This window comes from Vibrio sp. 1078-1 (assembly GCF_033340475.1).
This window is the reverse complement of sequence record NZ_JAWOWM010000008.1, coordinates 88,651-112,916: the sequence shown is the minus strand read 5'-3', so window position 1 is coordinate 112,916 and position 24,266 is coordinate 88,651. Positions and strand designations below refer to the sequence as shown.

Annotated in this window: 20 protein-coding genes; 8 read left to right on the top strand and 12 right to left on the bottom strand. The window is 42.9% G+C overall.

From position 1 onward, the window contains the following. Positions 1–40: 40 nt before the first annotated feature. Positions 41–2,389, bottom strand: a complete 2,349-nt coding sequence (locus R7190_RS16030; protein WP_017635880.1) for a PilZ domain-containing protein — start codon at positions 2,387–2,389, stop codon at positions 41–43. 136 nt (positions 2,390–2,525) lie between these two features. Here R7190_RS16030 and radA point away from each other — a divergent pair, with 136 nt between their 5' ends. Beyond that, positions 2,526–3,905: a DNA repair protein RadA gene (gene radA / locus R7190_RS16025; protein WP_005386443.1), complete on the top strand. Its 1,380-nt coding sequence runs from the start codon at positions 2,526–2,528 to the stop codon at positions 3,903–3,905. A 215-nt stretch (positions 3,906–4,120) separates the two neighbouring features. Beyond that, positions 4,121–6,211 (top strand): elongation factor G, encoded by a 2,091-nt coding sequence (gene fusA / locus R7190_RS16020; RefSeq protein ID WP_005386444.1) that lies wholly within the window; start codon positions 4,121–4,123, stop codon positions 6,209–6,211. A 106-nt stretch (positions 6,212–6,317) separates the two neighbouring features. On the opposite strand, the gene R7190_RS16015 is transcribed toward fusA, so the two are convergent. Next, the gene (locus tag R7190_RS16015; protein ID WP_005380154.1) at positions 6,318–7,265 is read right to left on the bottom strand and encodes a LysR substrate-binding domain-containing protein; all 948 of its coding nucleotides are present in this window, start codon (positions 7,263–7,265) and stop codon (positions 6,318–6,320) included. Positions 7,266–7,362: 97 nt separating this feature from the next. On the opposite strand from R7190_RS16015, the gene R7190_RS16010 reads away from it, so the two are divergent. After that, positions 7,363–7,572, top strand: a complete 210-nt coding sequence (locus tag R7190_RS16010; RefSeq protein ID WP_005380156.1) for a DUF1127 domain-containing protein — start codon at positions 7,363–7,365, stop codon at positions 7,570–7,572. 68 nt (positions 7,573–7,640) lie between these two features. Here R7190_RS16010 and R7190_RS16005 read toward each other — a convergent pair whose 3' ends face one another. Further along, a complete protein-coding gene (locus R7190_RS16005; RefSeq protein ID WP_054576343.1) occupies positions 7,641–9,332 on the bottom strand; it encodes an AMP-binding protein in 1,692 nt (563 codons plus the stop codon). A gap of 476 nt (positions 9,333–9,808) precedes the next feature. Between R7190_RS16005 and R7190_RS16000 the strand changes: the two genes are divergently transcribed. Continuing rightward, positions 9,809–10,804 carry a transporter gene (locus R7190_RS16000; protein ID WP_005380160.1) on the top strand — a complete coding sequence of 332 codons (996 nt, stop codon included), beginning with the start codon at positions 9,809–9,811 and terminating at the stop codon, positions 10,802–10,804. A 224-nt stretch (positions 10,805–11,028) separates the two neighbouring features. Here the strand turns inward: R7190_RS16000 and R7190_RS15995 are convergent, their stop codons facing one another. The 4 genes from R7190_RS15995 to R7190_RS15980 are packed head-to-tail and all read right to left on the bottom strand — an operon-like array spanning position 11,029 to position 13,606. Continuing rightward, positions 11,029–11,595, bottom strand: a complete 567-nt coding sequence (locus R7190_RS15995) for a hypothetical protein (RefSeq protein WP_318137583.1) — start codon at positions 11,593–11,595, stop codon at positions 11,029–11,031. 54 nt (positions 11,596–11,649) lie between these two features. Further along, positions 11,650–12,327, bottom strand: a complete 678-nt coding sequence (locus R7190_RS15990; RefSeq protein WP_005380165.1) for a C39 family peptidase — start codon at positions 12,325–12,327, stop codon at positions 11,650–11,652. Positions 12,328–12,332: 5 nt separating this feature from the next. After that, positions 12,333–12,656, bottom strand: a complete 324-nt coding sequence (locus R7190_RS15985; protein ID WP_005380167.1) for a hypothetical protein — start codon at positions 12,654–12,656, stop codon at positions 12,333–12,335. 20 nt (positions 12,657–12,676) lie between these two features. Next, positions 12,677–13,606, bottom strand: a complete 930-nt coding sequence (locus R7190_RS15980; RefSeq protein ID WP_186584694.1) for a dentin sialophosphoprotein — start codon at positions 13,604–13,606, stop codon at positions 12,677–12,679. Positions 13,607–14,174: 568 nt separating this feature from the next. Between R7190_RS15980 and R7190_RS15975 the strand changes: the two genes are divergently transcribed. Next, positions 14,175–14,819: a helix-turn-helix transcriptional regulator gene (locus R7190_RS15975; protein ID WP_005380169.1), complete on the top strand. Its 645-nt coding sequence runs from the start codon at positions 14,175–14,177 to the stop codon at positions 14,817–14,819. Positions 14,820–14,942: 123 nt separating this feature from the next. On the opposite strand, the gene chrA is transcribed toward R7190_RS15975, so the two are convergent. Then, positions 14,943–16,082, bottom strand: coding sequence for a chromate efflux transporter (gene chrA / locus R7190_RS15970; RefSeq protein ID WP_186584695.1), 1,140 nt, complete (start codon positions 16,080–16,082; stop codon positions 14,943–14,945). A gap of 112 nt (positions 16,083–16,194) precedes the next feature. On the opposite strand from chrA, the gene R7190_RS15965 reads away from it, so the two are divergent. Continuing rightward, the gene (locus tag R7190_RS15965) at positions 16,195–17,112 is read left to right on the top strand and encodes a LysR family transcriptional regulator (RefSeq protein ID WP_053349839.1); all 918 of its coding nucleotides are present in this window, start codon (positions 16,195–16,197) and stop codon (positions 17,110–17,112) included. A 171-nt stretch (positions 17,113–17,283) separates the two neighbouring features. Here R7190_RS15965 and ebgR read toward each other — a convergent pair whose 3' ends face one another. After that, entirely contained in the window at positions 17,284–18,270 is a 987-nt protein-coding gene (gene ebgR, locus R7190_RS15960) for a transcriptional regulator EbgR (protein ID WP_318137582.1), read from the bottom strand. Positions 18,271–18,690: 420 nt separating this feature from the next. On the opposite strand from ebgR, the gene R7190_RS15955 reads away from it, so the two are divergent. Beyond that, positions 18,691–19,278, top strand: coding sequence for an outer membrane beta-barrel protein (locus R7190_RS15955; protein WP_017820436.1), 588 nt, complete (start codon positions 18,691–18,693; stop codon positions 19,276–19,278). A gap of 37 nt (positions 19,279–19,315) precedes the next feature. Here R7190_RS15955 and R7190_RS15950 read toward each other — a convergent pair whose 3' ends face one another. Continuing rightward, positions 19,316–19,867, bottom strand: coding sequence for a gamma-glutamylcyclotransferase family protein (locus tag R7190_RS15950; protein ID WP_025768214.1), 552 nt, complete (start codon positions 19,865–19,867; stop codon positions 19,316–19,318). A 182-nt stretch (positions 19,868–20,049) separates the two neighbouring features. Here R7190_RS15950 and R7190_RS15945 point away from each other — a divergent pair, with 182 nt between their 5' ends. Next, complete coding sequence (locus tag R7190_RS15945) at positions 20,050–21,234, top strand: NnrS family protein (protein WP_186584700.1); 1,185 nt, start codon at positions 20,050–20,052, stop codon at positions 21,232–21,234. A 73-nt stretch (positions 21,235–21,307) separates the two neighbouring features. Here R7190_RS15945 and R7190_RS15940 read toward each other — a convergent pair whose 3' ends face one another. Further along, positions 21,308–22,261, bottom strand: coding sequence for a CorA family divalent cation transporter (locus tag R7190_RS15940; protein WP_005380188.1), 954 nt, complete (start codon positions 22,259–22,261; stop codon positions 21,308–21,310). A 275-nt stretch (positions 22,262–22,536) separates the two neighbouring features. Continuing rightward, positions 22,537–24,096, bottom strand: a complete 1,560-nt coding sequence (gene glpD, locus R7190_RS15935; RefSeq protein ID WP_186584701.1) for a glycerol-3-phosphate dehydrogenase — start codon at positions 24,094–24,096, stop codon at positions 22,537–22,539. Positions 24,097–24,266 lie beyond the last annotated feature (170 nt).

Genomic DNA, 24,266 nt, shown 5'->3' with positions numbered 1-24,266 from the left:
GAAAGGCGGTGTTTTTTTTCAATTTGGTATGACTTTGAATTTACTCGGTTAACTCCAATCTAATTACAACCTCTTCAGTAATGTCTTCAAATTCACTGTAACCAACGAGCGCCGTCAACTCTTTTTCTAACTTGCTCGCTTGATGTACACCAAATTGGGTTAAGTCACTTAAATCTTGTTGCAGTAATGATGTCATCGGATCGAAAATTGGTGCAGTAGAAAGGCGAAGCACGTAAAAGTCACCCATCATTCGCGCTTTCTTTATAAATTGAATCCGCTCTTTTACGCTGTTGAACTCTTGATGAAGCTTTGACTCAATGCCTGTAATTTTATTGCCTACTTTTGCGGCGCTTATGTAGATATCCTGATGTCTGGCTTGAGCACCTTCTACACGTTTTATTGGCTCTGCGATTAATGTGCTTGTCCGGCCTTTAAAGATAGGTTCAAGTGACAACAGTTGGTCATGCCCAAGACGGGCAAAAAGCTCAATGTGTTTAGGTAGCGGCAAGTTCACCCCGATAACGGGGGTTTTGATTGAAGATGACGTACTCTTACTGATAAAAATGGGCGTGCTCAGCGTACGCGAGAGCAACATGCAGTGTAGCCTTTCAAGTAGAGCATTACTTGGTAGCGTCTCTTTTTGCGGGATTAGCTTGTCTTGATTGTGCTCGATAATGCTGTTGAAAAAAGCGATTACCTTCATGGTTTGGCTGCTTTCATCAATAACTAGCTGCACGCTACAACCGTCTGGGCTTACACGAATTACTCGGTATGGCACCGACATTAACGGCAATTTTTTATCGTAGAGTTGTAATTCTCGAAAGTTGATTCTTACCTCTTGCCCAGAACGTAACATCGTGGGCTCACTTAGCCTAATTCCGAGTCCTCGTTTGGAAAGGTCAACAGTACTGCCGCCTGTTTTAGTTTGTCCTGAGTACAACTCTAAAGGTGTTTTAAAACGATAACGAGGCTCTTTTCGACGAGACTTTGCATCAAAATAAATGCCCTTTGGATTGCCGATAACTCTTCTCGGATGGCGAAACGCGTTTAATGTATTAGCGGGTAAGCGCGGCTTTTCAGTTAGCAGGTAATCCTGCCCTGACTTTTCGTCAGCAATTTCTTGCAAAATACCAATATGAGTCAGTGATTGAGACGTTTCTGCCAACTCTGGAGAGAATGCTGCTAGGTCTTCCTGTTCTTGCTCTGATAGTTCAAAGATTGAAATTCTAAAGGCGCGCCAACTCTCTCGTTTGCCACCTAAATGCCAAAATAGCTGGCGCTGTTCGCGAGTTGCTTCTGGGCGAAACATCGAATAGAAATAGGTTCGATTCTCGTGCTCGTGAGTAAATGAATAAAGGACATTGGTTGTTCCTTTAACACCAGGCTTAATGAGTGACGCGATGCGTTGCTCGTTGAATAAGGAACCAAACATTTGCTGGTTTCTCTCATCGTGCCAGTATTGCCAAAGCTTTTGATTGTTTGGCGTTAACATTGCTAATTTTAGGTCACTACCATCAAAGAATAGAGGCAAGCTGCTAGTGTGCTTTAGTGCGATGTGCTCATAACCGCGAGTTCGAGCTCGAATAATCTTGTCTTGATTGTCGTGACGAGCCCTTTTAGCAGCACTGTTGAGCGCTTCATCTATCACTCTGGTGACGACATTGGTGTCAGTTAAGCGTATGGTTCTGAGGTATCGAACTGAGTCATTTTCGTAACAGTCATCAACCGCGAGTATGCGGTATGCAAGCGGTTTCTCTATACCTGCAACGTTAGATTTGCTGGCAAATTCAGTAAACGTGACCTGAATAATTTCCCCAAGGTTATATTTAAATGCGCTCGGGACTTTGAACTTTGCGCCAGAGCTAGATAAATCAATGCTTAATCCATGAAGAAGCTGTCCTTTAGAACGGCAAATTTCAACTTGAGATTGGACTTTCAAGCGTTTTTCTTGGCGCTTTAAATCGTAGCCTAGGTGAACGGGTTCTGCTAAGAACGGGCTTTTAGGATCCGTTAACGATTGCGTTTTTTGCTGAGTAAGGCGCTTGCTCATTACGCGAAAGTTATTTCGCGTGTTGACCAATGCTTCCCACATTCCTTCCGTGTAGCAGCCAAACTTTTTGATGTTTTTATGGTAAGCGTTGAAAGCAACATCATCCAACCAATGTGGAATACCATCCAAAATATACTCGCGACATTCGCCTTGAACGCGACCTCGCAAATCAATGCTTTTTTTGCATGGAGCCATTAAGCGGTTAAGTTCCATTTTAACCAAAATTTTGGCCGAAGGCGGCTCTTCCTCGGTCAGTTGGCCAAGGACAAAGTCAAAGTCATTCGTACCGTAAACGGGAATGAGTCGTTCTGCGAGCGAGAGAATTTCAGATTGCTGCATTATTTCTGTTAGAGTATGTAGTTACTTTAAATTGTATCGGCTAAGCGAAGTAATACTTAAGTATATCAATAGTTCATTTCAGTTCAGGTCTGACTTGGCTGTGCTTAGTCACATTTGTAGAAAAAATTGAGGCATCATGGCGAAAGCAAAACGAGCGTATGTTTGTAATGATTGTGGCGCGGACTTTCCCCGTTGGCAGGGGCAGTGTAACGCATGTGGTGCATGGAATACGATAACAGAAGTACGTATCGCAGCATCGCCAACCGTTGCTCGCAATGAACGCTTAAGCGGCTACGCTGGTTCCGCAACAGAAGCTACGGTTCAAACGCTATCCGAAATTGATCTGCAAGAAGTACCTCGCTTCACCAGTGGGTTTAAAGAGCTTGACCGCGTGTTGGGTGGTGGTGTTGTGCCAGGTGCCGCAATTTTGATTGGTGGTAACCCTGGTGCAGGTAAATCAACCCTTCTGTTGCAAACCATGTGTAGTTTATCTGCGCAAATGCCAACGCTTTACGTAACCGGTGAAGAGTCATTACAGCAGGTGGCAATGCGTGCTTCCCGATTGGGCTTGCCGAAAGATCATTTAAAAATGCTATCGGAAACGAACGTCGACAAAATTTGCCAAATCGCCGAAAAAGAGCAGCCTCGTATAATGGTAATAGACTCGATTCAGGTGATGCACGTTTCTGATGTTCAATCGTCGCCTGGCAGTGTTGCTCAGGTACGTGAATCTGCGACGGCTCTGACACGATACGCAAAACAGAATAATGTTGCGGTATTTATTGTTGGTCACGTAACAAAAGATGGTACCCTTGCGGGCCCCAAAGTTCTTGAACACATTATCGACTGTTCGGTACTACTCGATGGTGGAACGGATAGCCGATTCCGCACTTTGCGTAGTCATAAAAACCGTTTTGGCGCTGTGAATGAGCTTGGTGTCTTTGCAATGACAGGCCAAGGATTGAAAGAAGTGAGTAACCCATCAGCGATCTTCCTTTCTCGTGGTGAAGAAGAAACATCAGGCTCTTCCGTCATGGTGGTTTGGGAAGGCACGCGCCCTCTACTAGTAGAGATTCAAGCGCTGGTGGATTACTCGCAGTTAGCCAACCCTCGTCGTGTTGCGGTCGGCTTGGAGCAGAACCGCCTATCACTTTTGCTCGCTGTGTTGCATAAGCATGGTGGCTTACAAATGGCAGACCAAGATGTCTTTGTTAATGTGGTTGGCGGTGTTAAGGTGACGGAGACAAGCGCTGATCTTGCTTTAGTTATGGCGCTTTTATCGAGTTTTCGTGACCGTCCACTCCCTAAAGATGTGGTGATTTTTGGTGAGGTAGGGCTTGCGGGCGAAATCCGTCCAGTGCCAAGTGGGCAAGAGCGTTTGAATGAAGCGTTCAAACATGGTTTCAAGAAAGCCATCGTGCCAGCAGCCAACATGCCGAAAGGTGGCATCCCTGGCATGCAAATTCACGGCGTTAAGAAATTGTCGGAAGCGATAGAGGCTTTTGACGAGCTGTAATGCTCATAAGAATGGTATTTGTGCAATCACAAACTGTTCTATCCGTCCTCAATAAAATGCGAATAAAGTACATAAATTGCTGTGTTTGACTATGCTTTGGGGACGGAAATTTCACGTTAAAATTTTTTTTCTTCCATCCGCACGCAAGGGTATCAGTATTGACAGAATGTGATATACTCTGCGCGCACTTTATACCTTATTAACAGAGTAAGACAATGACTGATTTATCAAAATACAGAAACATTGGTATTTTTGCTCACGTAGACGCGGGTAAAACTACCTCTACAGAGCGTATCCTAAAGCTAACTGGTAAGATCCATAAGATCGGTGACACTCACGACGGTTCAACTACTACTGACTTCATGGAGCAGGAAGCTGAGCGTGGTATCACAATCCAGTCTGCAGCAACAACTTGTTTCTGGAACGATCACCGTCTAAACATCATCGATACTCCTGGACACGTTGACTTCACTATCGAAGTTTACCGTTCTCTAAAAGTACTTGACGGTGGTATCGGTGTATTCTGTGGTTCTGGTGGTGTTGAGCCTCAGTCAGAAACTAACTGGCGTTACGCTGACGAATCACACGTATCACGTCTGATCTTCGTTAACAAACTAGACCGTATGGGCGCAGATTTCTACAAAGTTGTAGATCAAGTACAGAACGTACTAGGTGCTACACCTCTAGTTATGACTCTACCTATCGGTATCGAAGAAGATTTCGTAGGTGTTGTAGACGTACTAAGCCAACAAGCTTACGTATGGGATGAGTCTGGCCAACCAGAGAACTACGAAGTTCAAGATATTCCAGCAGACATGGTAGAGAAAGCTGCTGAATACCGTGAAATGCTAATCGAAACTGCTCTAGAGCAAGACGAAGATCTAATGATGGCTTACCTAGAAGAAGGCGAAGAGCCATCTCTAGAAGACATCAAACGTTGTATCCGTAAAGGTACTCGTGATCTAGCATTCTTCCCAACTTACTGTGGTTCAGCGTACAAGAACAAAGGTATCCAACTTATTCTTGACGCGGTAATTGATTACCTACCATCTCCAACAGAAGTTGATCCACAGCCTCTAACTGATTCAGAGACTGGTGAGCCAACTGGTGAAGTTGCGACTGTATCTGCAGACGAGCCACTACGTGCTCTTGCATTTAAGATTATGGATGACCGCTTCGGTGCTCTAACCTTTATCCGCATCTACTCTGGTAAGATGAAGAAAGGTGACACAATCCTTAACTCTGCAACTGGTAAAACAGAGCGTATCGGCCGTATGGTTGAGATGCACGCGGACGAGCGTAACGAAATCGATTCAGCACAAGCTGGTGACATCATCGCTGTAGTTGGTATGAAGAACGTTCAAACTGGTCACACTCTATGTGATCCTAAGCACGAATGTACTCTTGAGCCAATGATCTTCCCAGATCCAGTAATCTCTATCGCAGTTAAGCCTAAAGATAAAGGCGGTTCTGAGAAGATGGGTATCGCGATCGGTAAAATGGTTGCAGAAGATCCATCATTCCAAGTTGAGACTGATGAAGATTCAGGCGAAACTATCCTGAAAGGTATGGGTGAACTTCACCTAGACATCAAGGTAGATATCCTTAAGCGTACTTACGGCGTTGAGCTAGAAGTTGGTGCTCCACAGGTTGCTTACCGTGAAACTATCACTCAAGCAATCGAAGATAGCTACACGCACAAGAAACAGTCTGGTGGTTCTGGTCAGTTCGGTAAGATCGATTACCGCATCAAACCAGGTGAGCCAAACTCTGGCTTCACGTTCAAATCAACAGTTGTTGGTGGTAACGTACCTAAAGAATTCTGGCCTGCAGTTGAGAAAGGCTTTGCGTCAATGATGGAGCACGGTGTTCTAGCTGGCTTCCCTACTCTAGACGTTGAAGTTGAACTATTCGACGGTGGTTTCCACGCAGTTGACTCTTCAGCTATCGCTTACGAAATCGCAGCGAAAGGTGCATTCCGTCAGTCTATGCCTAAAGCTGGCGCGCAACTTCTTGAGCCAATCATGAAAGTTGACGTGTTCACTCCAGAAGATCACGTTGGTGACGTAATCGGTGACCTTAACCGTCGTCGTGGTATGATCAAAGACCAACAAGCAGCGTCTACTGGCGTACGTATCAAGGGTGATGTACCTCTATCAGAAATGTTTGGTTACATCGGTACTCTACGTACTATGACTTCTGGTCGTGGTCAGTTCTCTATGGAGTTCTCACACTACGCACCATGTCCAACAAACGTTGCAGAGCAAGTAATTGCTGACGTTAAAGAGCGTAACGCTAAGAAGTAATTCTTAAGTTAACTCTATAACTTGAAAGCCCCGCTTAGTGCGGGGCTTTTTGTATTTAGCAGTCTTATACGCAGAGCGTGTTTGTTTTATTCCTATTTAGCGTTTGTTATGATGCCGTTCTAGTACTGTTGCCTTTTAGGTCAATGGTCTTAAAGTCTGGTACCACTGACTTTTCAAATATTTCTATTTCTTCCTTCAACCATTGCGCAAACAATTGAGCTTTAGGTCTTTTTAAGTAGCCTTTTGGCGCACACAAGTAATACGCAAAGTTGGGCTTGATAGCGATATCTCCAATTCGGACCAATTTGCCAGAACGAAAATATTGATGAGCTAAACTGTGTTTTACTAATGCCACGCCTTGAAGTGATAGTGCAGCCTCAAGCACGAGATGTGATCCACTGTATTTTAAGGTAGGCTTTGCTGCGCAGTGACCCAAGGTTGCTAACCACATATTCCAATCAAGATCAGGCCAAACATCTTCAATCAGCTCAGCTTTGCTTAAATCCTCGATGTTATAGATCCCGTGCTCTTTCTGGTACACCGGATGACAAGCTGGATAAAAAGCTTCGTCCATTAGCCATTGTGATTCTAAATTGGGGTACTTTCCTAAACCGTAACGAACACATAAATCTATCTGGCTATCTTGAAAAGACACCAAATCATTGGTTGGTTCTAATAGCAAGGCGATATCAGGGTGACGCTGACGAAAAGCCGTAATTTTCGGGACTAACCAATGATGAGCGAAAGAGGGGAGTGTTGATATCGAAAGGTGGTTCGGGTTTGGATCTTGATTGACTAATCTTACCCCTTGCTGCAAATGAGCAAACCCTCTTTCTGCCTGACTAAACAGTAGCTCTCCCTCTGGTGTGAGCACGATTTTTCTGTGCTGACGAACAAATAGGTCCGTGCCTAAGAACTCTTCTAAATGACGAATTTGCTGACTAATGGCCGCTGGCGTAACAAACAGTTCTTTTGCTGCCGTTTTAAAGCTTCCTTCCTTTGCTGCAACGAAAAAGTAATACAAGCTTTGTAAGGGAGGCATTCGATCTTTCACATTAGTTTTCCTTAACTCTATGGCAGATTCTATCGTTTGAGGTTATCAGCGTAGTCGCTGATTATTAAGTGGTCAACATTGTATAGGGATCTTTGAAATGGAAAACATGACACACACTTGTGAGCGTACTATACCTACTGCCCATCAGAGCGGGTTACAGTTAATTTATTCTAAACTGGCGGCTTGGAGAAGGAACTATAAGACACGTCGTCACTTGAGAGAGTTACCAAAGCACCTTTGGGACGATATTGGATTAGGTGAAAGGGAGATTAGTTGTGAAGTGAGTAAGCCATTCTGGAGAGAGTAGTCTATGAGTTTGATTCAAGCTCAAAGTTAAGTTGCACTCCCCAATGGTGTTGAGGAGTGCAAGCAAAATTACAAGTCTTCTTCCCACACGACCAATTCATCTTTTGGCCAATTGTGGCCTATCTCATGATACTTTTGTTCGAGCACATGACGTTTAATTTTAAGCGTTGGCGTCAGTACGCCATTTTCTATACTCCAAGGTTCTTTAATCATTAACACACCTTTGATTTGCTCATGAGAGGCGAGTTCTTGATTCATCCTGGCAATAACTTTACGTGTGGTACGTGCGTATCGCTCTCGATCAAAGTTAGGGAAGTCATGTGGCACAACCAAAAGAATCGGAGCGGGTAGCCCTAAACCGATGAGACACATCATCTCTACGCGACTGTACTCGAAAAGCTTTTTCTCGATAGGAACCGGAGAGACAAATTTACCTTTGGCGGTTTTGAAGTTATCTTTTTTACGGCCTTGAATCGTTAGATAACCATCTGAGTCGATAGCGCCGATATCGCCTGTGTGTAGCCAGCCCTCTGAATCAAAAGACTCTTGGGTGGCAATATCATTTTTGTAGTAGCCAGAAAATAGCCCTTTGCCACGCACCATGATTTCATCATCGGCTGCGATTTTTAACTCAATGCCTGGCCCTGCATTACCGACACTACCAATTTTGTCAGCTCTAAATGGGTAGTTGAGCGTGCTGTAGGCAAATGATTCCGTCATCCCCCAAGCCTCTGTGATATCAAGGCCCACTGAGTGGTACCATTCCAACAGCGCTGGCGAGACAGGTGCAGAGCCACAGCCTAATACTCGAGCCTGATCTAAACCTAGACCATCTGCTAGCTTTTTCTTGATCAAAGAATTGACGAATGGGATTTTCAACAGAATATTGAGCTTCTTCTGTGGAAGTTTGTCTTGAATACGTTGCTGGAATAGCGTCCATAATCGTGGGACGGAGATAAACAGAGTTGGTCGGTGCATCTTCACATCTTCGATAAAAGTGTCCAGTGACTCTGGAAATGCTGTTGGCACGCCACCCATAATCGATGAACCGAAGATATAAACACGCTCTGTAATATGAGCGAGCGGTAAATAAGAGAACAATCGGTCGTTTTCTTGGATACCAATATGATTGATCAGTTGCTGAACAGACCAACTGAATGCGCCGTAAGTTAGCATCGCGCCTTTCGGTAACCCTGATGTGCCTGAGGTATACACCAACGACATTAGCTTGTCATCGTAATGCCGCGGACGCTCTTCACTTGGCATTGCATCTGCAATGAGCGCTTGGTATTCGTGCTTACACTTTGGTGCCGTGTCATAAGGTAGAGCGATGCTAATGAGTTCAGGCATAGCATCAATGACCTGCTGAGTTGCTTTGGGATCATCGAGTTTTCCGCCAATGATCGCTTTACTTTCACTATGAGTCACACAGTATTCGATGGTGTCTGCACCGGCGGTAGGAAAGATTGGCACACTGACATAGTCACCAAGCATCATAGCAAGATCGCAAATAAACCATTCTGCACAGTTTTTAGATACTAACGCAACTTTGTCGCCAGGCTTTACACCAAGCGAGCGTAGTGCGCTGACAAGTTTTAAGGCTTGATCTGCAACATCAGAGAATGTGTACTCAACAAACTGTCGGTTAATAATTTGTTTTAGGTAGACCTCATTTGGACGCTCTTGAGCCCATTTGAGGATCATTTCATTTGGTGGTGGGAGAGCGCAACCAGCAGCGCTATTTAGATTCGGCTGATTCATTTTAAGTGACTCCATGTCTTCTCATTGTATTTATAATTGTTAACGCATTGTTAACTTTAGCATGTTAAATCGCGACACGGGAATGCATTTTGATGAAATATGTGGGGAAGATAGCGTTAGTTATGGTTGAAGTCGGAGCGACTCGATCTAAAAAGCAATGTGATTGATGCTACGCAAAAGAGAACAGGCTTTTCAGCTGTTATGTCATACCGACTTCATACTAAGAGCACAGGTAAGCAATTTATTTTATTAATAATATTGCGAAAACATAGAATCTATCCTAATTATTTATTAACTAGTGGCTTAGTGTTGAAGATAAGTATAAATGTCTCCTAATTTCTTCAAAGCGCCAAACTTAAAGGTATGTCGTGGTTTTGAAGTAGCTATACTAATCTTACTTTGGAAAGTTAGGAGCTTCACCTCAAGCTATTGCCTGAGATTACTTGGGTACGATCATCAGCAAAAGGAAAGATGTGATGTTACGGAAGACTTTACTGGGTACCTATCTTTGTAGTTTATTCATTGCGGGGAATGCATATGGTGCTGAAGGAGATGATATTCCTCAGCGTGCCCAAACGGTTGGTGATGTTATTGAGCGCCCAGGCGTTCTCACACCTAAAGGTAAATGGTCATTTGATTCGTCTTTAAGCTATACACAAAACTCTTCAAACAAAGTATCTGTTGTTGGGTATACAGTCTTACCAACTCTGATTGTTGGGCGAATTGAAGTGAGTGATTCGGATAGGACTACAGTAACCGTTGGATTAACTGCTCGGTACGGTTTAACAAACGCCACAGAGTTAGAAGTTAGAGTGCCGTATGTGTATCGTAATGACCAAGTTTCTACGCGCCCCATTCAAGATGGTTCAAACAGTGAAGTAGTAAACACAACGGTGGATGGCGGAGGGCTTGGTGATGTAGAGTTCGCATTGAGGCACCAGTTTAACTTTGAGTCTGCGCCATACTGGGTAGGTGGCCTTAGAGTAAAGTCGGATACAGGACGATCGCCTTATGATGTTTCTATTGAAGATGGAAGCAACTCATTTAGTGATGTCCCTACAGGTTCGGGTTTTTGGAGTTTTGAGCCTAATTTATCTCTTATTCACCCTGTTGATCCTGCGGTCTTGTTCGCTAGTCTAAGTTATATTTATAACTTAGAGGATACTGTTACAGTTGGCGACACAAAAGCTGATGTTGAACTTGGAGACACTATTTCTCTTTCAGGAGGAATGGGGTTTGCGGTGAATCCTGATCTTTCATTCTCTTTAGGACTTAGCCATAAAACTATTTTAAAAAGCAAAGTAAATGGCAGATCGGCAGATGATGCTAAGTTGCTTCAATTAGATGCATTAACTTTTGGTATAAACTATGCCTTTAGTGAACGCTCATCTATCAATGTTAGTGCTCAAGCTGGTCTTACAGAAGATACTCCCGACTTTCAATTAACAGTACGAGTACCTTTTAATTTGTAAAATGGATATTAGGCCCTTGAGTCTTGGGCCTAATTTATCGTTAGCGCCTAGTGTTCGCATTATAAATTGATTGGATTATATTGGATAAAGTAGGTATATATTCTTAAAATGATGGTGGCCTATTGATATATCTACCTTTCTTTTGGTATGTAATCATAGATATCAGTCGTTTCTAATATCAAAGAAGCTTAACGTGACAATTTTTCAGATAAAAATGGAAATGCTCATTGAAGGTGGTTCAATAAGGCGTCTTCTAATTGTTGGTTTGCTTTGATTTCCCGTATTACCCCATTTACTTGAGCATCAATGTCTACGAGCGTGCTAAGTCCAATAATACTGTTATCTTTCGTGTTTTGAATAATATTGATAATACTTGAATTTATAAAGTCTGAACTTATTATATTAGGATTTTGAGACGAAGGAATTTTGGGTGAATCTATAGAATCATCTCCAATAATATTTCCTTCACCAAATTGTATGATGTTAACAATACCCTGGTTGAAAATATCTCCACTTTGATTTTCACTATTTGCGCTAATGTTTTTTAAATTACCATTTTCAATTACTAAGTTGGCAATGTTTGTGTTCAAAATATCATCGCCATTTATAGTCGTAGTAATGCTTAATCCAATATTAATAATATACTCGTCCGTAATTTGGAAGCCACCTCGATATTCTTCTAAAGATAAATTTGAAAGAGGAGTAAGTTCTTGCAGGCCAACATCTTTAGCATTCACATTAAAATGAGGTATTAGCATACAAAGCACTAACAAAAATTTATTGTAGTTCATAATGTAGGCCTTTCAGGTTGTTAAGTTCTTAAAGTTATTTAAAACAATGTTATATTAATTTTCACCGGAAACTGGGAGAGTAATGCTAAATACCCCTAAGGAATCTCTAGACACTCCTGTTTTTAATGGTGATCTTTGATATACGGTGAAATTATCATTGGTTATAAAGCTAGACCGTCCCATTTCCGCTTCGTTACGGACCAGTAACACAATTCCTTGGTAATATTTTTCAAACTCATCCAGTTTCATTATCATGGTTCCTCTAGAAGGGTCTCCTAGAATAACTGAGTGATTGTTTATACCTCTGATGACAACAAAATGCATATACCCGTCGAAATTAACGAGAGTAATCCCAGGGACGCCGACTTCTTTAATTTTCTCCAGTCCTACTTGAAAGCCGTCAGAACGTAACCCTATGGAATCCAAGTAAAACTTCATATCCAACAAAGAAAAACCTTTCTCTTTGATTTTTTCTTTATCACCTTTTTCAAACATGCTTTTGAAGATATCTTGTTCAGATGACTCTGTTGCATAATGAAAAGTGAGAAGAGAAGCCAGGGCGGCAGAGCCACAGCTGAAGTCATACTGTTGGCGAAAAACATCACCGAACACTATTTCTTTGTAGCTTTTAACAGGAACAGAGTAATGTGCTCGGTAAGGTAGCAGTTCTAATGAAATGGCTGATGCTGAATAAACGAGCATCAGCCAAATTAAGTTATTTAATACTTTCATATTGTTTACTTGAGTGTCAGGTTAACGACGGTAGAGTTCTGGATTAAAACGTTGTTTCCGCTGTTCTGAATTACGTTGGATATACCCGAACTGTCTGCGAACGCTCCACTTGATAGTATATTGTTACCACTCACGGTGTTTGACGCGACATTATCTGACGAAATACCATTGATATCTGATTCTGCATAAACCAAGTCGAGTTCAACATTTTGTCCACCTCTTGATTCATTCATGATATCCAAGCTAACTTCTCCGCCAGATAATGCAATGTCATCAGCGAGTGCAGTGCAGGCAACTATCATACTCAAAGTACAGATTGCCAAACGCATCGCTTTCTCCTACTAGTCGGTTACTCACCCCCAGTAAACACACTTGCATTAGTTGTAACAGATTGTTGTACAAGTGAATTTGAACCAGCATTCTGACCAACGGTAGTAATACCAGCTGCACCACCAAGACCACCAAGGGTGTTCATGTTTTCAACTCGAACTCGAGTATCATCCGCGTTAGTTGCATAAATAACTGATGCACCTGTAACACCACCCATTAGGCTTGAGCTCGCAACAACCATATCTGTATCCATATGGACTTGATTGAAGCTATCAACATTTGTTGAGCTCGAGTCACTTTGATAGTTACTATTGTCGTTAAAGCTGTTCGAGTTTGTTGTGCTTGAATCAGCGTAGCTACGGTTATCACTCTGGTTACGGTTGTCGCTTTGATTACGATTATCGCTGTTATCGTTAAAGCTACTGTTGATACTAGAGTCACTGTTGTCGTTGTTGCTACGTCTTACAGTAGAACTAGAGTCACTGTTGTCGTTGTGGCTTCTATTTGTGTTAGTACTTGAATCACTACTATCACTATTTAGGCTCACATCAAGATCAGCACTGGTACTGTTGTCGTTAGCGTTAGACGTACTATTGTCGTTGTGGCTTTGAGCTGTGTTAGTGCTCGAGTTTGAGTTGTCGCTGTTGTTATTAAAGCTGTCATCAACACCAAGAGTTGCACTGTTGTCAGTGTCGCTGTTGTCGTTGAAGCTATGACCAATACCTAGTGACGCACTATTATCGCTGTTGTCGTTGAAGCTATCACCAACACCGAGAGATGCGCTATTGTCACTGTTATCATTGAAGCTGCCAGATAAACCGATATCGGTATTAGCGCTGTCAGTCCATTGCATGTTGTCGTCTCCATCATCGATCTCATTCGCGATTAGAGAGCCACTAAATAAAATTGCTGACATTGCTAAAGCAAGCCCTGTTTTGTTTAGAGTCATAACGATTACTCCATTTCCTGTTATTCCTGATTAAAAATGACTGCACTTAACTTCTTGCTGCTTCCTTCAAATGTTGTGGGAAGCGATGAAATTATAAGAAAGGATCAGTGAAAGCTGTTCTCATTATTGAGAATAATTCAGGCTGGAAGGGAGTATTTAGGTGCGTCTCTTTAAGGTGTTAAAGAAAAAAATAACATAATCATAATGTTATTTTTTGTATTTACTTTAAGTACTCATCAAGTATGAAATGAAGCCAATATAAAGAAGTAATTCGTTCTATTGCACTGAGCGGAGCAGTCATCCATTTTTTATAAATGGTATTTTATCCAATTATTATCTTTATTATTTAATATTATAAATCATATCCTTATGCTAACACAGGTTGAAAAGTATGGATAAAAATATAACAGGTTCATACTTTTTAAGTCTTTTTCGGTGCTGAAAAGCAATGCGATATCATTCTGAAGTGCTATATTTTCTACTTAAAATGAAGATAAATTCTCTTTGCTATCCCCAATTAATTTTCTAACGGGGGTTGGTGAAACAGGTAAGTTAATGTGGTGGGACTATGGAAAAGAAGCACTTGATACTGCTAGCTGAGAGTAATTTACAAAGTAACTTAATAAAAAAACAGCTGTCTTCCATTCATGATGTCGATGTAAAGATAATGCAACCAGATGAAGTGGTGTTCAGAAGTCACTCACTCAGTATCGATTTGATGTTTATTGATTACGATTTTATGCGTCAGCTTGAAGTACAAGGAAAGTTACCAGATTTTGATCTATTTGGGTGGTCCTTTATGCTTCACAACGTCCCTTGTGAAAAAGTACAAACGGACTTACTGCATTGGAAGTTGTTGAAAGGAATTTTGCTCCGAAGTGCATCAGTGACACATATATGTGATGGCGCGGAATACGTACTGAAAGGTGGGTTGTGGCTACCAAGAATGTACCTAGAGAAGTTAGTCCTCAATTATCGGCATGCAAATTTGTCCGAAGAACAGCAGCATGATGAGTTAACATGCAGAGAAAAACAGATTCTAGAGCTACTTGTGTACGGCATTTCAAATCAACAAATTGCTTCAAGACTTTTTTTATCTGAAAGTACAGTGAAAAGCCATATATACAAGTTGTACAAAAAACTCGATGTCCATTCTCGTCATGATGCAGTTAAGTTGGTAAGAATGAACAATGGCTTAACCGAGAGAAGTTAAGTCATAATTTGTGATGCTCTTTTTATCGGGGTCTGTTCCGTTTTCACTATCTAATCTAAGCAAGGGCACTCGTATTTGAGTGCCCGTGGTTTATCTAGATTCAATAGTTGGCGTATCAGCAGGCTACATCATGCCCGTGACAAGGCCTGCTGCCACAAAAAACACGATCATCCATAGTACCGAAAGGTTGAGCTTTTTGTGTAGATAGAAACCCGCAATCACTAACGCCATGTCGATGGGAGCAACAACTGCGCTGCTAAATACTGGCTGGTAAAGTGCCGCGAGTAGTAACCCTACTACCGAGGCATTTACACCGTTGATGGCGCCGGAGACCAGCGGTTTGCCTGCCAGTGCTTGCCAGTTTTTAAGAACGCCAAGCAGTAGAAGAAACCCTGGGAGGAATACGCCAAGCGTTGCGATCAGCGCGCCTAAAATTGGCGTATCCGAAAGCTCATAACCGATAAAAGTCGCAAAGGTGAACATTGGCCCCGGTACAGCTTGTGCAGCGGCGTAGCCTGTTAAAAATGCATCTTGGCTGAGCTGGTCGCCAACAATGTTTTGCAGAAGCGGCAGAACCACATGACCGCCACCAAACACTAAGCTACCAGCTTGGAAAAAATCACTAAACAGCCCAAGCAAAGGTAAAGTATGAGCCACTAACGGTAAGCCGAGTAAAAGCACCGCAAATAGAGCCAATGGCGCGATAGACGGTTTAAACGGCTCGGCTGATGGCGCGGAGTCTTTCTTCAGATATCGCATTCCGACAAAACTTGCTGCTATCAACACGAACATTTGCGTCATGATGCTTGGTGCTACCAGCAACGCAATCGCAGTCGCGACGCACAAACCCGCGGTCAGTTTACTTTGGCAGAAATTTTTGTACATGCCCCAGGTTGCATCCGCCACGACGACGACTGCGAGCAGTTTTAGGCCGTGAACGATGTTTTGGAACACTGCGGTGTCGGTGATTTGGCTGCTCACCATCGCTAGCGCCAACATGATGATCACTGAAGGAAGAGTGAATCCGACAAATGCTGCGCATGCGCCACCTAAACCGCCGCGTTTATAGCCTAAAGCAAAGCCGACTTGGCTTGAGCCCGGTCCCGGCAAAAACTGACTGAGTGCGACGATTTGCGCGTACTCGCTGTCATCAAGCCATTTCAGTTTCTCAACAAAGGTTTGGCGAAAATAACCAATATGAGCCGCAGGGCCGCCGAAGCTGAACCAACCCAGCCAGAAAAAAGTTTTGAAGATGGTGAACATGTCGAGCCTGTTTATCTAAAAAGCATTGTTGCTAATTTATCGAATGCTATAAAATGACTCAAATTGATAATTTTAATTTCATCTATGAATGAAATGGGATAAGGATATTGGAGTGAAAGAGGACATTCAGTGGCGCAACATTGACTTGAACTTATTGGTGACGTTTTCCTACTTGTATCGCTATCGAAGCGTTAGCGTCGCGGCAGAGAAAAGTTACGTTAGCCAGTCGGCGATGAGTCATAGTTTGTCTCGTTTAAGGTTGTTGTTTGACGACCCGCTTTTTGAGCGAAAAGGGCACAAGATGGAGCCCACCGAGCACGCTCACCACATCGCGCCAACTGTGCATCACTTGTTGGATTCTATCGCCAAAGACTTGCTCACTAAGTCTGCCTTCCAACCTGAAAATTACGCGGGTGTATGTCGCATCGGGTTAACGGATTATGCCGAGTTTATTTTTGCTCCTCGGCTTTATGACGAAATACGCCAGCGCGCCCCAGAGGCGCAGATCAGTTTTATTAACGTCAATCGTAGCAACTACGTGGCACTAACTGAGCATGAAAAGCTCGATGTCATTATTGGCAGCATGCCGGTGTTGGATGACAACTTTGAGAGCTTGTACTTGTACACCGAAAAACACGTGTGCATGTGTGATAAACAGGTATTGCAAGGGGAAACACAGCTGTCTCTGGAAGCGTTCGCGAACATCGAGCAAGCTCTGGTAAGTCCCGATGGGAGCTTAAAGACACAAGTAGACCAAAAGCTCGCAGAACATGGCTTGAGCCGCAAAGTCACCGTGGCGTCGCGCAACTTTCTCACTATTCGGCATCTATTGAAAAAGCGCGATCTCATTGCCATCGTGCCAGAAAAAATGGCGTTGGCGGAGGGCTTTTCGGACGATCTCATTACTGTTAAGCCGCCGATCGCCGTTGCGGATTTTGACATTGCCATGCTGTGGCATTCCAGCCGAAACAATGAAGACAAAGGCATTTGGCTACGCGAGTTGGTTTCTTCGACCATCACCTCTAAATGATAAACATTTGGGGCACTCATGGTGCTTAGAGTTATTTGTTGTTGGACTTCTTACTACCCGCTGAGTTATCGGCGTTACACCGAAACAGTACTGATTGTGCAAAATGAATGTCTTGGGTTAGGGGGGGGATGTTCCAGATTTAATTCATAAAAGAGATTAATGGAAAAGGTATCATTGAGTTGTACCACGTAGTTTAAGCTCTGTTTGAACGTATACATGAAGAGGGAGTAAGCGTCCATCTCGGTATTTTTCCACCAGTAAGTTCACTCCCTGAGTTCCCATCAACTCAGAGTGAATACGAATTGTAGACAACGGCGGAAAGGTAAAGCGAGCAGTAGGAATATCATTCATACTAATCAACGTAATATCCTCTGGTATCTTTAAGCCAAATTCATGGATTGCACGTACTATGCCAATCGCGATGGAGTCTGAATCAATGAATACTGCTTTCGGGAAGTCACCTTTGGCTAGCATCTCTTTCGCTAAGTTATAACCGGACAAACTAGAGCAGGCACAATAGTGTATATCTTGTTCTGCGACCACGCCTTTTAGATAGCCATAGTCCAAAAACACATTTTTACGAGTGTCAGCTGCGTCGTGCTTGTCTTGACCGCTAATATAACCGATGCGGCGGTGGCCTCGTTGTACAAAGAAATCAACCACTTGCCTACTGATTCGAATAAGGTCGACATCAACGCAATCATAAGGGCAGGTTGGATCTGAAAAGTTTATGTAGCAGATGCTATCGGCTAGACGTTTAGGTAATTTATCTACTACCTTTTGGTCGACATTTCCGACTAAAAGGACACCTGTTATCTTTTTCGTTTCAACATCAATTTCACTGTTATAGCAATTGGTTAGCGTAATACCTAATTTGTCGCATTGCGTTTCAATCCCATGATGAATTGATAAGTAGTAAGGGTCATTCACCTCTGTTTCTTGTTTGTAGTTATATAAGGCTAAAAAGTGATGTTTTTGCTTAGCTTCTTTGATGCCTTTCTTCGAGCTACTGGTGCGGTACTCCAGTTTTTCTGCAATTTCCAAAATGCGGTATTTGGTTTCTTCTTTAACGCTCAACGTTGGGTCGTTGTTCAAAACCCGCGATACTGTTGCAAGTGAGACGCCTGCTTCAATGGCGATATCTTTTAGCTTTGCCATGTAAATTTCCCGTTGGCACTGCCCAAGTGTGAGCTCAATAATCTGACTATTTTAAACAGCTACTTAGATATGCACAAACCTTTAGTAAGACAGTCCTAAACACTTTAAATCATCATATCAAGCCAAATTGTTTTCATGAAATAGACTCTATTGAGTAATAAATAAAGCCGTAAACGTAAGGATTATATTGCTGTAAAAATACTGAAAAACGCGACTGGTTTGGAAACTTGCTACTTGTGGTAACTCTAGTACTTAATAGGACTCGAGCTGTTTAGAGTTTAATCAAGCAAACGTTTTATTGTTCATGTTTATGTTTTGTGTCTCATTTTATAAACAAATCAATAGGAAAGTATTCAACTCTATTTATAATCTCCGCGCTTTTAAAAGCTGTCTAACAGTATGAAAAATTAGGAAATTATAATGAAAAAAGTATTGCCATTATTGGCTTTAGGTGCAGTGGTTGCTTCAGCATCAGTTCAAGCAAAAGGTAACTGGTATGTTGGTGCTGATTTGGTAAATTCAGATCTTAAAGTTAAAAGCTTGTCAAAAGATCTTTCTGCGACAGGTCTTAGCCTTGCTGTAGGTAAAGAGCTTCAATATTCAGAAAACTTCAAACTAGCTTTTGAAGGTGAGTACATATACTTTGGCGACTTTGAAGAAACATTTTCTTACATGGGGTGGCCGGTTAAATTTAGTGTTGATGCTTCTGCGTTCAATTTCAATGCGAAGCCTAAATACCAATTTGCAGGTACAGGCTTCTATGTTGGTGCGATAGCTGGCCTTGGTGTAATGAGTGTTTCTTATGAAGTGAAATCATCTAGCACTGTTACCGATGATGGTCGTGATGTAGGCTTTAACTACGGTGTTGAGGCTGGTTATGAGTTCGCTTCAGGTTTGGTTGTATCTGGTGGCTACCGTGCTTCTTCGGTAAGTATTGATGCCGAAAACGGTGGCAGCGAAGATTTTGATTTTGACAGCCTGTACGTTGGTGTTGATTACAAGTTTTAAGCTCGCGTAAGCAAACATAGATACTAAAAAGGAGCCGTTAGGCTCCTTTTTTTATTAGATTATCAATCAACTCATAATGGTGATCTTGTACGCCTGCAAGGTTGCCATATTTGGGTTGGTGGCGGTCATTTTCTTTCGCGTGTTGCCAGCCAATGGTGTGACGCACAAAATGCTCTGCAAACGCGTGGGAAACTTCCAAGCAACCTGCCAGTACGGTATCAACATAACTTTGCATGATTGGGCTCTTTTCGCATGGTGGTAGTGGCTCGTCTTTTACGTAAACCCAAATGTCATGTTCTTGGTTAAAACTCGCATCTGTTTCGATTTGATCTGGCTGAAGTTGAATACGATGATAACCTCGCTCACGGCGGTCGAATTCTGCGAGCGCTTCTTCATTTACTTCGAGTAAAACGCCATTAACCTGTCCATCGCCTTGGTTCACCACTAATGGAGAGAGGCTGTAGCTGTCGTCAATCTTCCCCCAGTAGCGAACCAACCCATGTGCTATGACGGGAATGGCTTCTCCCGTTTGTCCGGTTAACTTACGCGACGCAGAATTAATCAAACTGCCATAGCCAAATATGTACATTGTCGTTGCATCCCTTAACTGATAGTTGTGCCTCTCATGTTTATACCTAACCCGCATCTGAAGCACAACTTTACCTCTTAAGTATAATCTTAATTATAAACATGTATTTTTTATACATGTTTATGGTAGCATCAATATGTAGTTGAGTTAACCAGCATCGAGAGACGCTTGAGGGCAAGATAATGCTGAATATCACCGATAAAAAAGTAGAAGAAAAAATCCCCGCATGGCTGCGATTAGGCTTTCGGCCGTTTTTTCTGTTTGGGTCGATTTACGCCATTGTTGCGATTGCGTTGTGGGTGTGGATGTTCCAAGGCGGACAGCCAAACGCATTAGCCGTGCCTGCATTGTGGTGGCACGTACATGAAATGTTGTTCGGTTTTTCGATGGCCATTGTAGTTGGCTTTGTACTGACCGCGGTACAAAACTGGACTGGCATTAATGGTACCAAGCATTACATGCTTCTGGCTTTATTTGGCTTGTGGTTAGTGCCCCGCATATTGCTTTGGACACCAGCACCGTTATGGTTAACCAGCAGTATCGAAGCGGTATTTTTACTGTTTGTCGCCTATGAGGTGGGCATTCGTGTGTATCGAGCCAAAGGTTGGCGTAATTTGTTTTTCGTTCCACTGTTTCTTTTAGCCATCTTTGCGAACTTTGCAAGCTACGCAACGATAAAAGGTATGCCGCCCTTTAGCTCTTCAGCGGTGTGGCAAGCAATGCTGTGGTGGTTTACCTTGCTGTTGTCAGTGATGGGCGGACGTGTGATTCCATTTTTTACTGCGCGTCGATTTAATTTCGAAAAAGCGCAACCATTGGCTTGGTTAGAGTGGTTCGCGAACTTGCCATTGGTAATGCTATTTGTGCTGAGCTTTTTCCCTGTGACGTTTGCAGAACTAGGTAGTCCTTTGATGCTATTTGCAGGTGTTGCTCAGTTGGTGCGTTTTGTTCGCTGGAAACCTTGGTTAACCCTGAGCGAGCCTTTAGTGTGGTCGCTGCATGCTGCGTATTTGTGTTTACCACTAAGCTTCATTTTGCGAGGCGTCTGGGGAGATGCATTTGCCAGCCATAACCTCATTCACCTGTTTGCGATAGGTGCGTTAGGCGGTTTGATTTTAGCGATGATTGCACGGGTGACGATGGGACATACTGGTCGCATGATCTACAAAGGACCAAACATGAGCCTTGCGTTTGCAGCAATTACCGCGGCAGCTTTGGTTCGCAGTTTCGCCGTGATCTTTGACCCAGCGAACATGATGCTGTGGATTGATATCAGCGGCGGATTATGGATTGTTGCGTTTGGGCTATTTGTGTGGCGCTTTGGTGTGATGCTTGTGACCCCTCGTGTGGATGGTCACCCCGGATAAGATTCTAATGTGAGTAGAGAAAAGAGGAGCCGCGTGCTCCTCTTTTGGTTTTTGTTCTTTATAGGTTTAGTGTTTACTCGTCTTCGTCGTCCGCTTTATTTGTGAGCCCCAAGCGTTTAAATAGCCACCACTCTAGACCAAAAATGACAATTAAGGCGATGCAGAACCAGGTGAATGCCATGGTGGAATCCACGCCTGGCATTCCACCAACATTGATACCGAGTAAACCTGTTAAGAAGCTGGTTGGTAGAAAAATCGTTGCTACCAAAGTAAACAGGTAACTGTTTTTATTGGTTTTCTCATCACGATGATGTTTGATCTCTTCTTGGAAAAGCGCCACTTCTCCAAGATAAAACTCAAGTGTTTCATTTATGCGCGTAATATTATTGTGTGCGAAGCGATATTGATGAGGTCTCAAAGCAATCAATTCTGATTCTGACTCCACAAGATCACGGATAGCGTACTGCTGAGGGCGAATAAAACGCTTGATAGAAATCAGTGCTTTTTGAGTCGCCATATGTTTGTACGTCGACTCATCATTCACGTCGAACTGGTTTAGTGTTTCTTCAATCGTATCAAGGTAAATGTCTATTTTACTGTTTAATCCTTCAATGATCTGATGAAGTAAACTGGCAAGACTTTTTGGGCCTTTGTGTTCCGCTAATGCTTGGCGAATCTCCATGATCGCGCGTGATGGAATTTTACGAGTTGAAATGAGTGCGCCTTGAAAGTAGAGAATTCGAATACTAAGCATATCTTCTGGTGATGCATTGCCGTTCATATTGACGCCTCGTAAAATCAACATGAAGTTCTCGTCATCCAAAGGATGGAAAGATGGTCGGCTTTCGTCGGCTAATAGATGATCAACCGTAGCTCGAGGTACTTGGTTCTGCTCCAGCCAACCACGAATATCAGGATGCAGCCGTTCGCAATGGTACCAATGCTTAGCTTGAATTTGCTCTGCCGTGGTGGATTGTTGAGTTGCTTCTGGGGTTGAGAAGTCCCAATGTTCAATCATAAAACCCATTTTCTTTTCCTTGTTTGAGCCGATACCAAAATAACCTCAAGATACTTCTTTCGCGAGAATTGCATTGCCATACAGAGGCAATTCTCTGAGTACGGTACTCTGAAGTCATTGATGCATTATTTTTCAAATGAGTATGATTGTATTTAACGCCAAATGTCTATGAATAGTTGTTCTTATTTGCAATCGAGTGGAGCGCACCAAGGTGTTGTGCTTAAACAACAAAACAAAAAGCCTGCAACTAAGCAGGCTTTATTGTGGGGGAGGGAGGGGAGCTGTTAGCCAACTTGAGAAAGATTAACCACTTTCTGTTGTAGCTTTTTCTTTAAATAGTCCGTTAAGGCCTGTTTTTCTTCCTCGTTCATGTAAAGACCAAGCTTAGTACGGCGCCATAAAATGTCTTCATCGGTCATTGCCATTTCATGGTTCATTAAGTAATCGATCTCACGTTGGTAAACACCACCTGCTTGTGCCGAGAACGTTTGTCCTAAGTCAGCTTCACTTGTTGTGCCTTCCATTAAGTTCCAGGTTTGGGTACCAAACTGTGTGACATAACGAAGAATCAATGCTTCTGGCGCCCAAGTGTATTTAGCGTGAATTTGTTTAGCTAATTGTTCACGACTACAGCTGAAGTTACCACCAGGAAGGGTTTGGTTGGCCGTCCAGTCTTTACCCATTTCAGGTAGGAACGGAGCAAGTTTCTTCATTGCTGCTTCACCTAACTTACGGTAGGTCGTTAACTTACCACCAAAAACAGAAAGCAGAGGTGCATGGTCGTATTCCGCATCGAGCTCTAGCGTGTAGTCTCGTGTGATTGCTTGCGGAGAGTCAGATTCATCGTCACATAAAGGACGAACACCGCTGTATGTCCAAACTACATCTTCGCGAGTCAACTGGTGGACAAAGTGTTGGTTTACGATATCAATGAGGTAATCGACTTCGTCATCTGAGATCGACACTTCACGTGGGTCACCTTTGTATTCCACATCTGTTGTACCAATGATTGAGAACTTATCTAAGTAAGGAATCATAAATACGATGCGATTGTCTTTGTTTTGAAGGATGTAGGCTTGTGGTTCGTTGTGGATACGAGGAACAACGATGTGCGAGCCTTTGATTAAGCGAATGTTACGAGGAGAGGCTTGCTCTAATCCATCATCAAAGAACTGTTTTACCCAAGGCCCCGCAGCATTGACTAACGCTTTCGCTTTACGTTCGAAACGTTGGTTTGTCATCACATCGTGAATAGTAACGTGCCAGATACCACCTTCACGGTGTGCTTTTTCCACGCGGCAGTAGTTACGCACTTCAGCATGGTTTTCGCGAGCCGCAAGAACGTTCAGTAATACTAAACGTGCATCATCAACCCAACAGTCAGAGTATTCGAAACCCGTTTTCATTTCTGGTTTTAGCAAGCCAGATTTCGCAAGGTTGACGGTTTTACTGCCTTGCAGCGTCGTACGTTTACCCAAGTTATCGTAAAGGAAAAGGCCACAACGAATCATCCAAGCTGGGCGTAGGAATGGGCGATGCGGTAAACGGAAACGCATTGGTAGTGCGACGTGTGGTGCTTTACGAAGAATAACCTCACGCTCTGCGAGCGCTTCCGAAACTAAACGAAACTCGTAGTGTTCAAGGTAGCGTAAACCGCCGTGTATCAGTTTAGAACTTGCTGAAGAAGTCGCAGATGCGAAGTCATTTGCTTCATATAAGCCAACACTCAAACCTCGGCCAGCTGCGTCTGCCGCAATACCAGCTCCGTTAATGCCGCCACCGATTACGATCAAGTCTAAGGTAGTGGATGAGCTAGTAGTGGAAGCATTATTTTGTATACTCATAAATTTGACCTCTTGGTGAGCGAACGAGCATTTTAGAACATAATGTAATCCTAGCTCAGGTTTCGTTTGTGATCATCTATTATTTTCGTTTGTGAGCGTTTTGTGTGATTTAGACACAAAAAAAACCTCTGTCTAATTAAGACAGAGGTCATTTGAGGGGGAGTTATACG

Excerpts from the sequence above, each read along its gene's own strand:
- R7190_RS16030 (WP_017635880.1), bottom strand. The coding sequence starts at position 2,389 with ATGCAGCAATCTGAAATTCTCTCGCTCGCAGAACGACTCATTCCCGTT.
- radA (WP_005386443.1), top strand. The coding sequence starts at position 2,526 with ATGGCGAAAGCAAAACGAGCGTATGTTTGTAATGATTGTGGCGCGGAC.
- fusA (WP_005386444.1), top strand. The coding sequence starts at position 4,121 with ATGACTGATTTATCAAAATACAGAAACATTGGTATTTTTGCTCACGTA.
- R7190_RS16010 (WP_005380156.1), top strand. The coding sequence starts at position 7,363 with ATGGAAAACATGACACACACTTGTGAGCGTACTATACCTACTGCCCAT.
- R7190_RS16005 (WP_054576343.1), bottom strand. The coding sequence starts at position 9,332 with ATGAATCAGCCGAATCTAAATAGCGCTGCTGGTTGCGCTCTCCCACCA.
- R7190_RS16000 (WP_005380160.1), top strand. The coding sequence starts at position 9,809 with ATGTTACGGAAGACTTTACTGGGTACCTATCTTTGTAGTTTATTCATT.
- R7190_RS15995 (WP_318137583.1), bottom strand. The coding sequence starts at position 11,595 with ATGAACTACAATAAATTTTTGTTAGTGCTTTGTATGCTAATACCTCAT.
- R7190_RS15990 (WP_005380165.1), bottom strand. The coding sequence starts at position 12,327 with ATGAAAGTATTAAATAACTTAATTTGGCTGATGCTCGTTTATTCAGCA.
- R7190_RS15985 (WP_005380167.1), bottom strand. The coding sequence starts at position 12,656 with ATGCGTTTGGCAATCTGTACTTTGAGTATGATAGTTGCCTGCACTGCA.
- R7190_RS15980 (WP_186584694.1), bottom strand. The coding sequence starts at position 13,606 with ATGACTCTAAACAAAACAGGGCTTGCTTTAGCAATGTCAGCAATTTTA.
- R7190_RS15975 (WP_005380169.1), top strand. The coding sequence starts at position 14,175 with ATGGAAAAGAAGCACTTGATACTGCTAGCTGAGAGTAATTTACAAAGT.
- chrA (WP_186584695.1), bottom strand. The coding sequence starts at position 16,082 with ATGTTCACCATCTTCAAAACTTTTTTCTGGCTGGGTTGGTTCAGCTTC.
- ebgR (WP_318137582.1), bottom strand. The coding sequence starts at position 18,270 with ATGGCAAAGCTAAAAGATATCGCCATTGAAGCAGGCGTCTCACTTGCA.
- R7190_RS15955 (WP_017820436.1), top strand. The coding sequence starts at position 18,691 with ATGAAAAAAGTATTGCCATTATTGGCTTTAGGTGCAGTGGTTGCTTCA.
- R7190_RS15950 (WP_025768214.1), bottom strand. The coding sequence starts at position 19,867 with ATGTACATATTTGGCTATGGCAGTTTGATTAATTCTGCGTCGCGTAAG.
- R7190_RS15945 (WP_186584700.1), top strand. The coding sequence starts at position 20,050 with ATGCTGAATATCACCGATAAAAAAGTAGAAGAAAAAATCCCCGCATGG.
- R7190_RS15940 (WP_005380188.1), bottom strand. The coding sequence starts at position 22,261 with ATGGGTTTTATGATTGAACATTGGGACTTCTCAACCCCAGAAGCAACT.
- glpD (WP_186584701.1), bottom strand. The coding sequence starts at position 24,096 with ATGAGTATACAAAATAATGCTTCCACTACTAGCTCATCCACTACCTTA.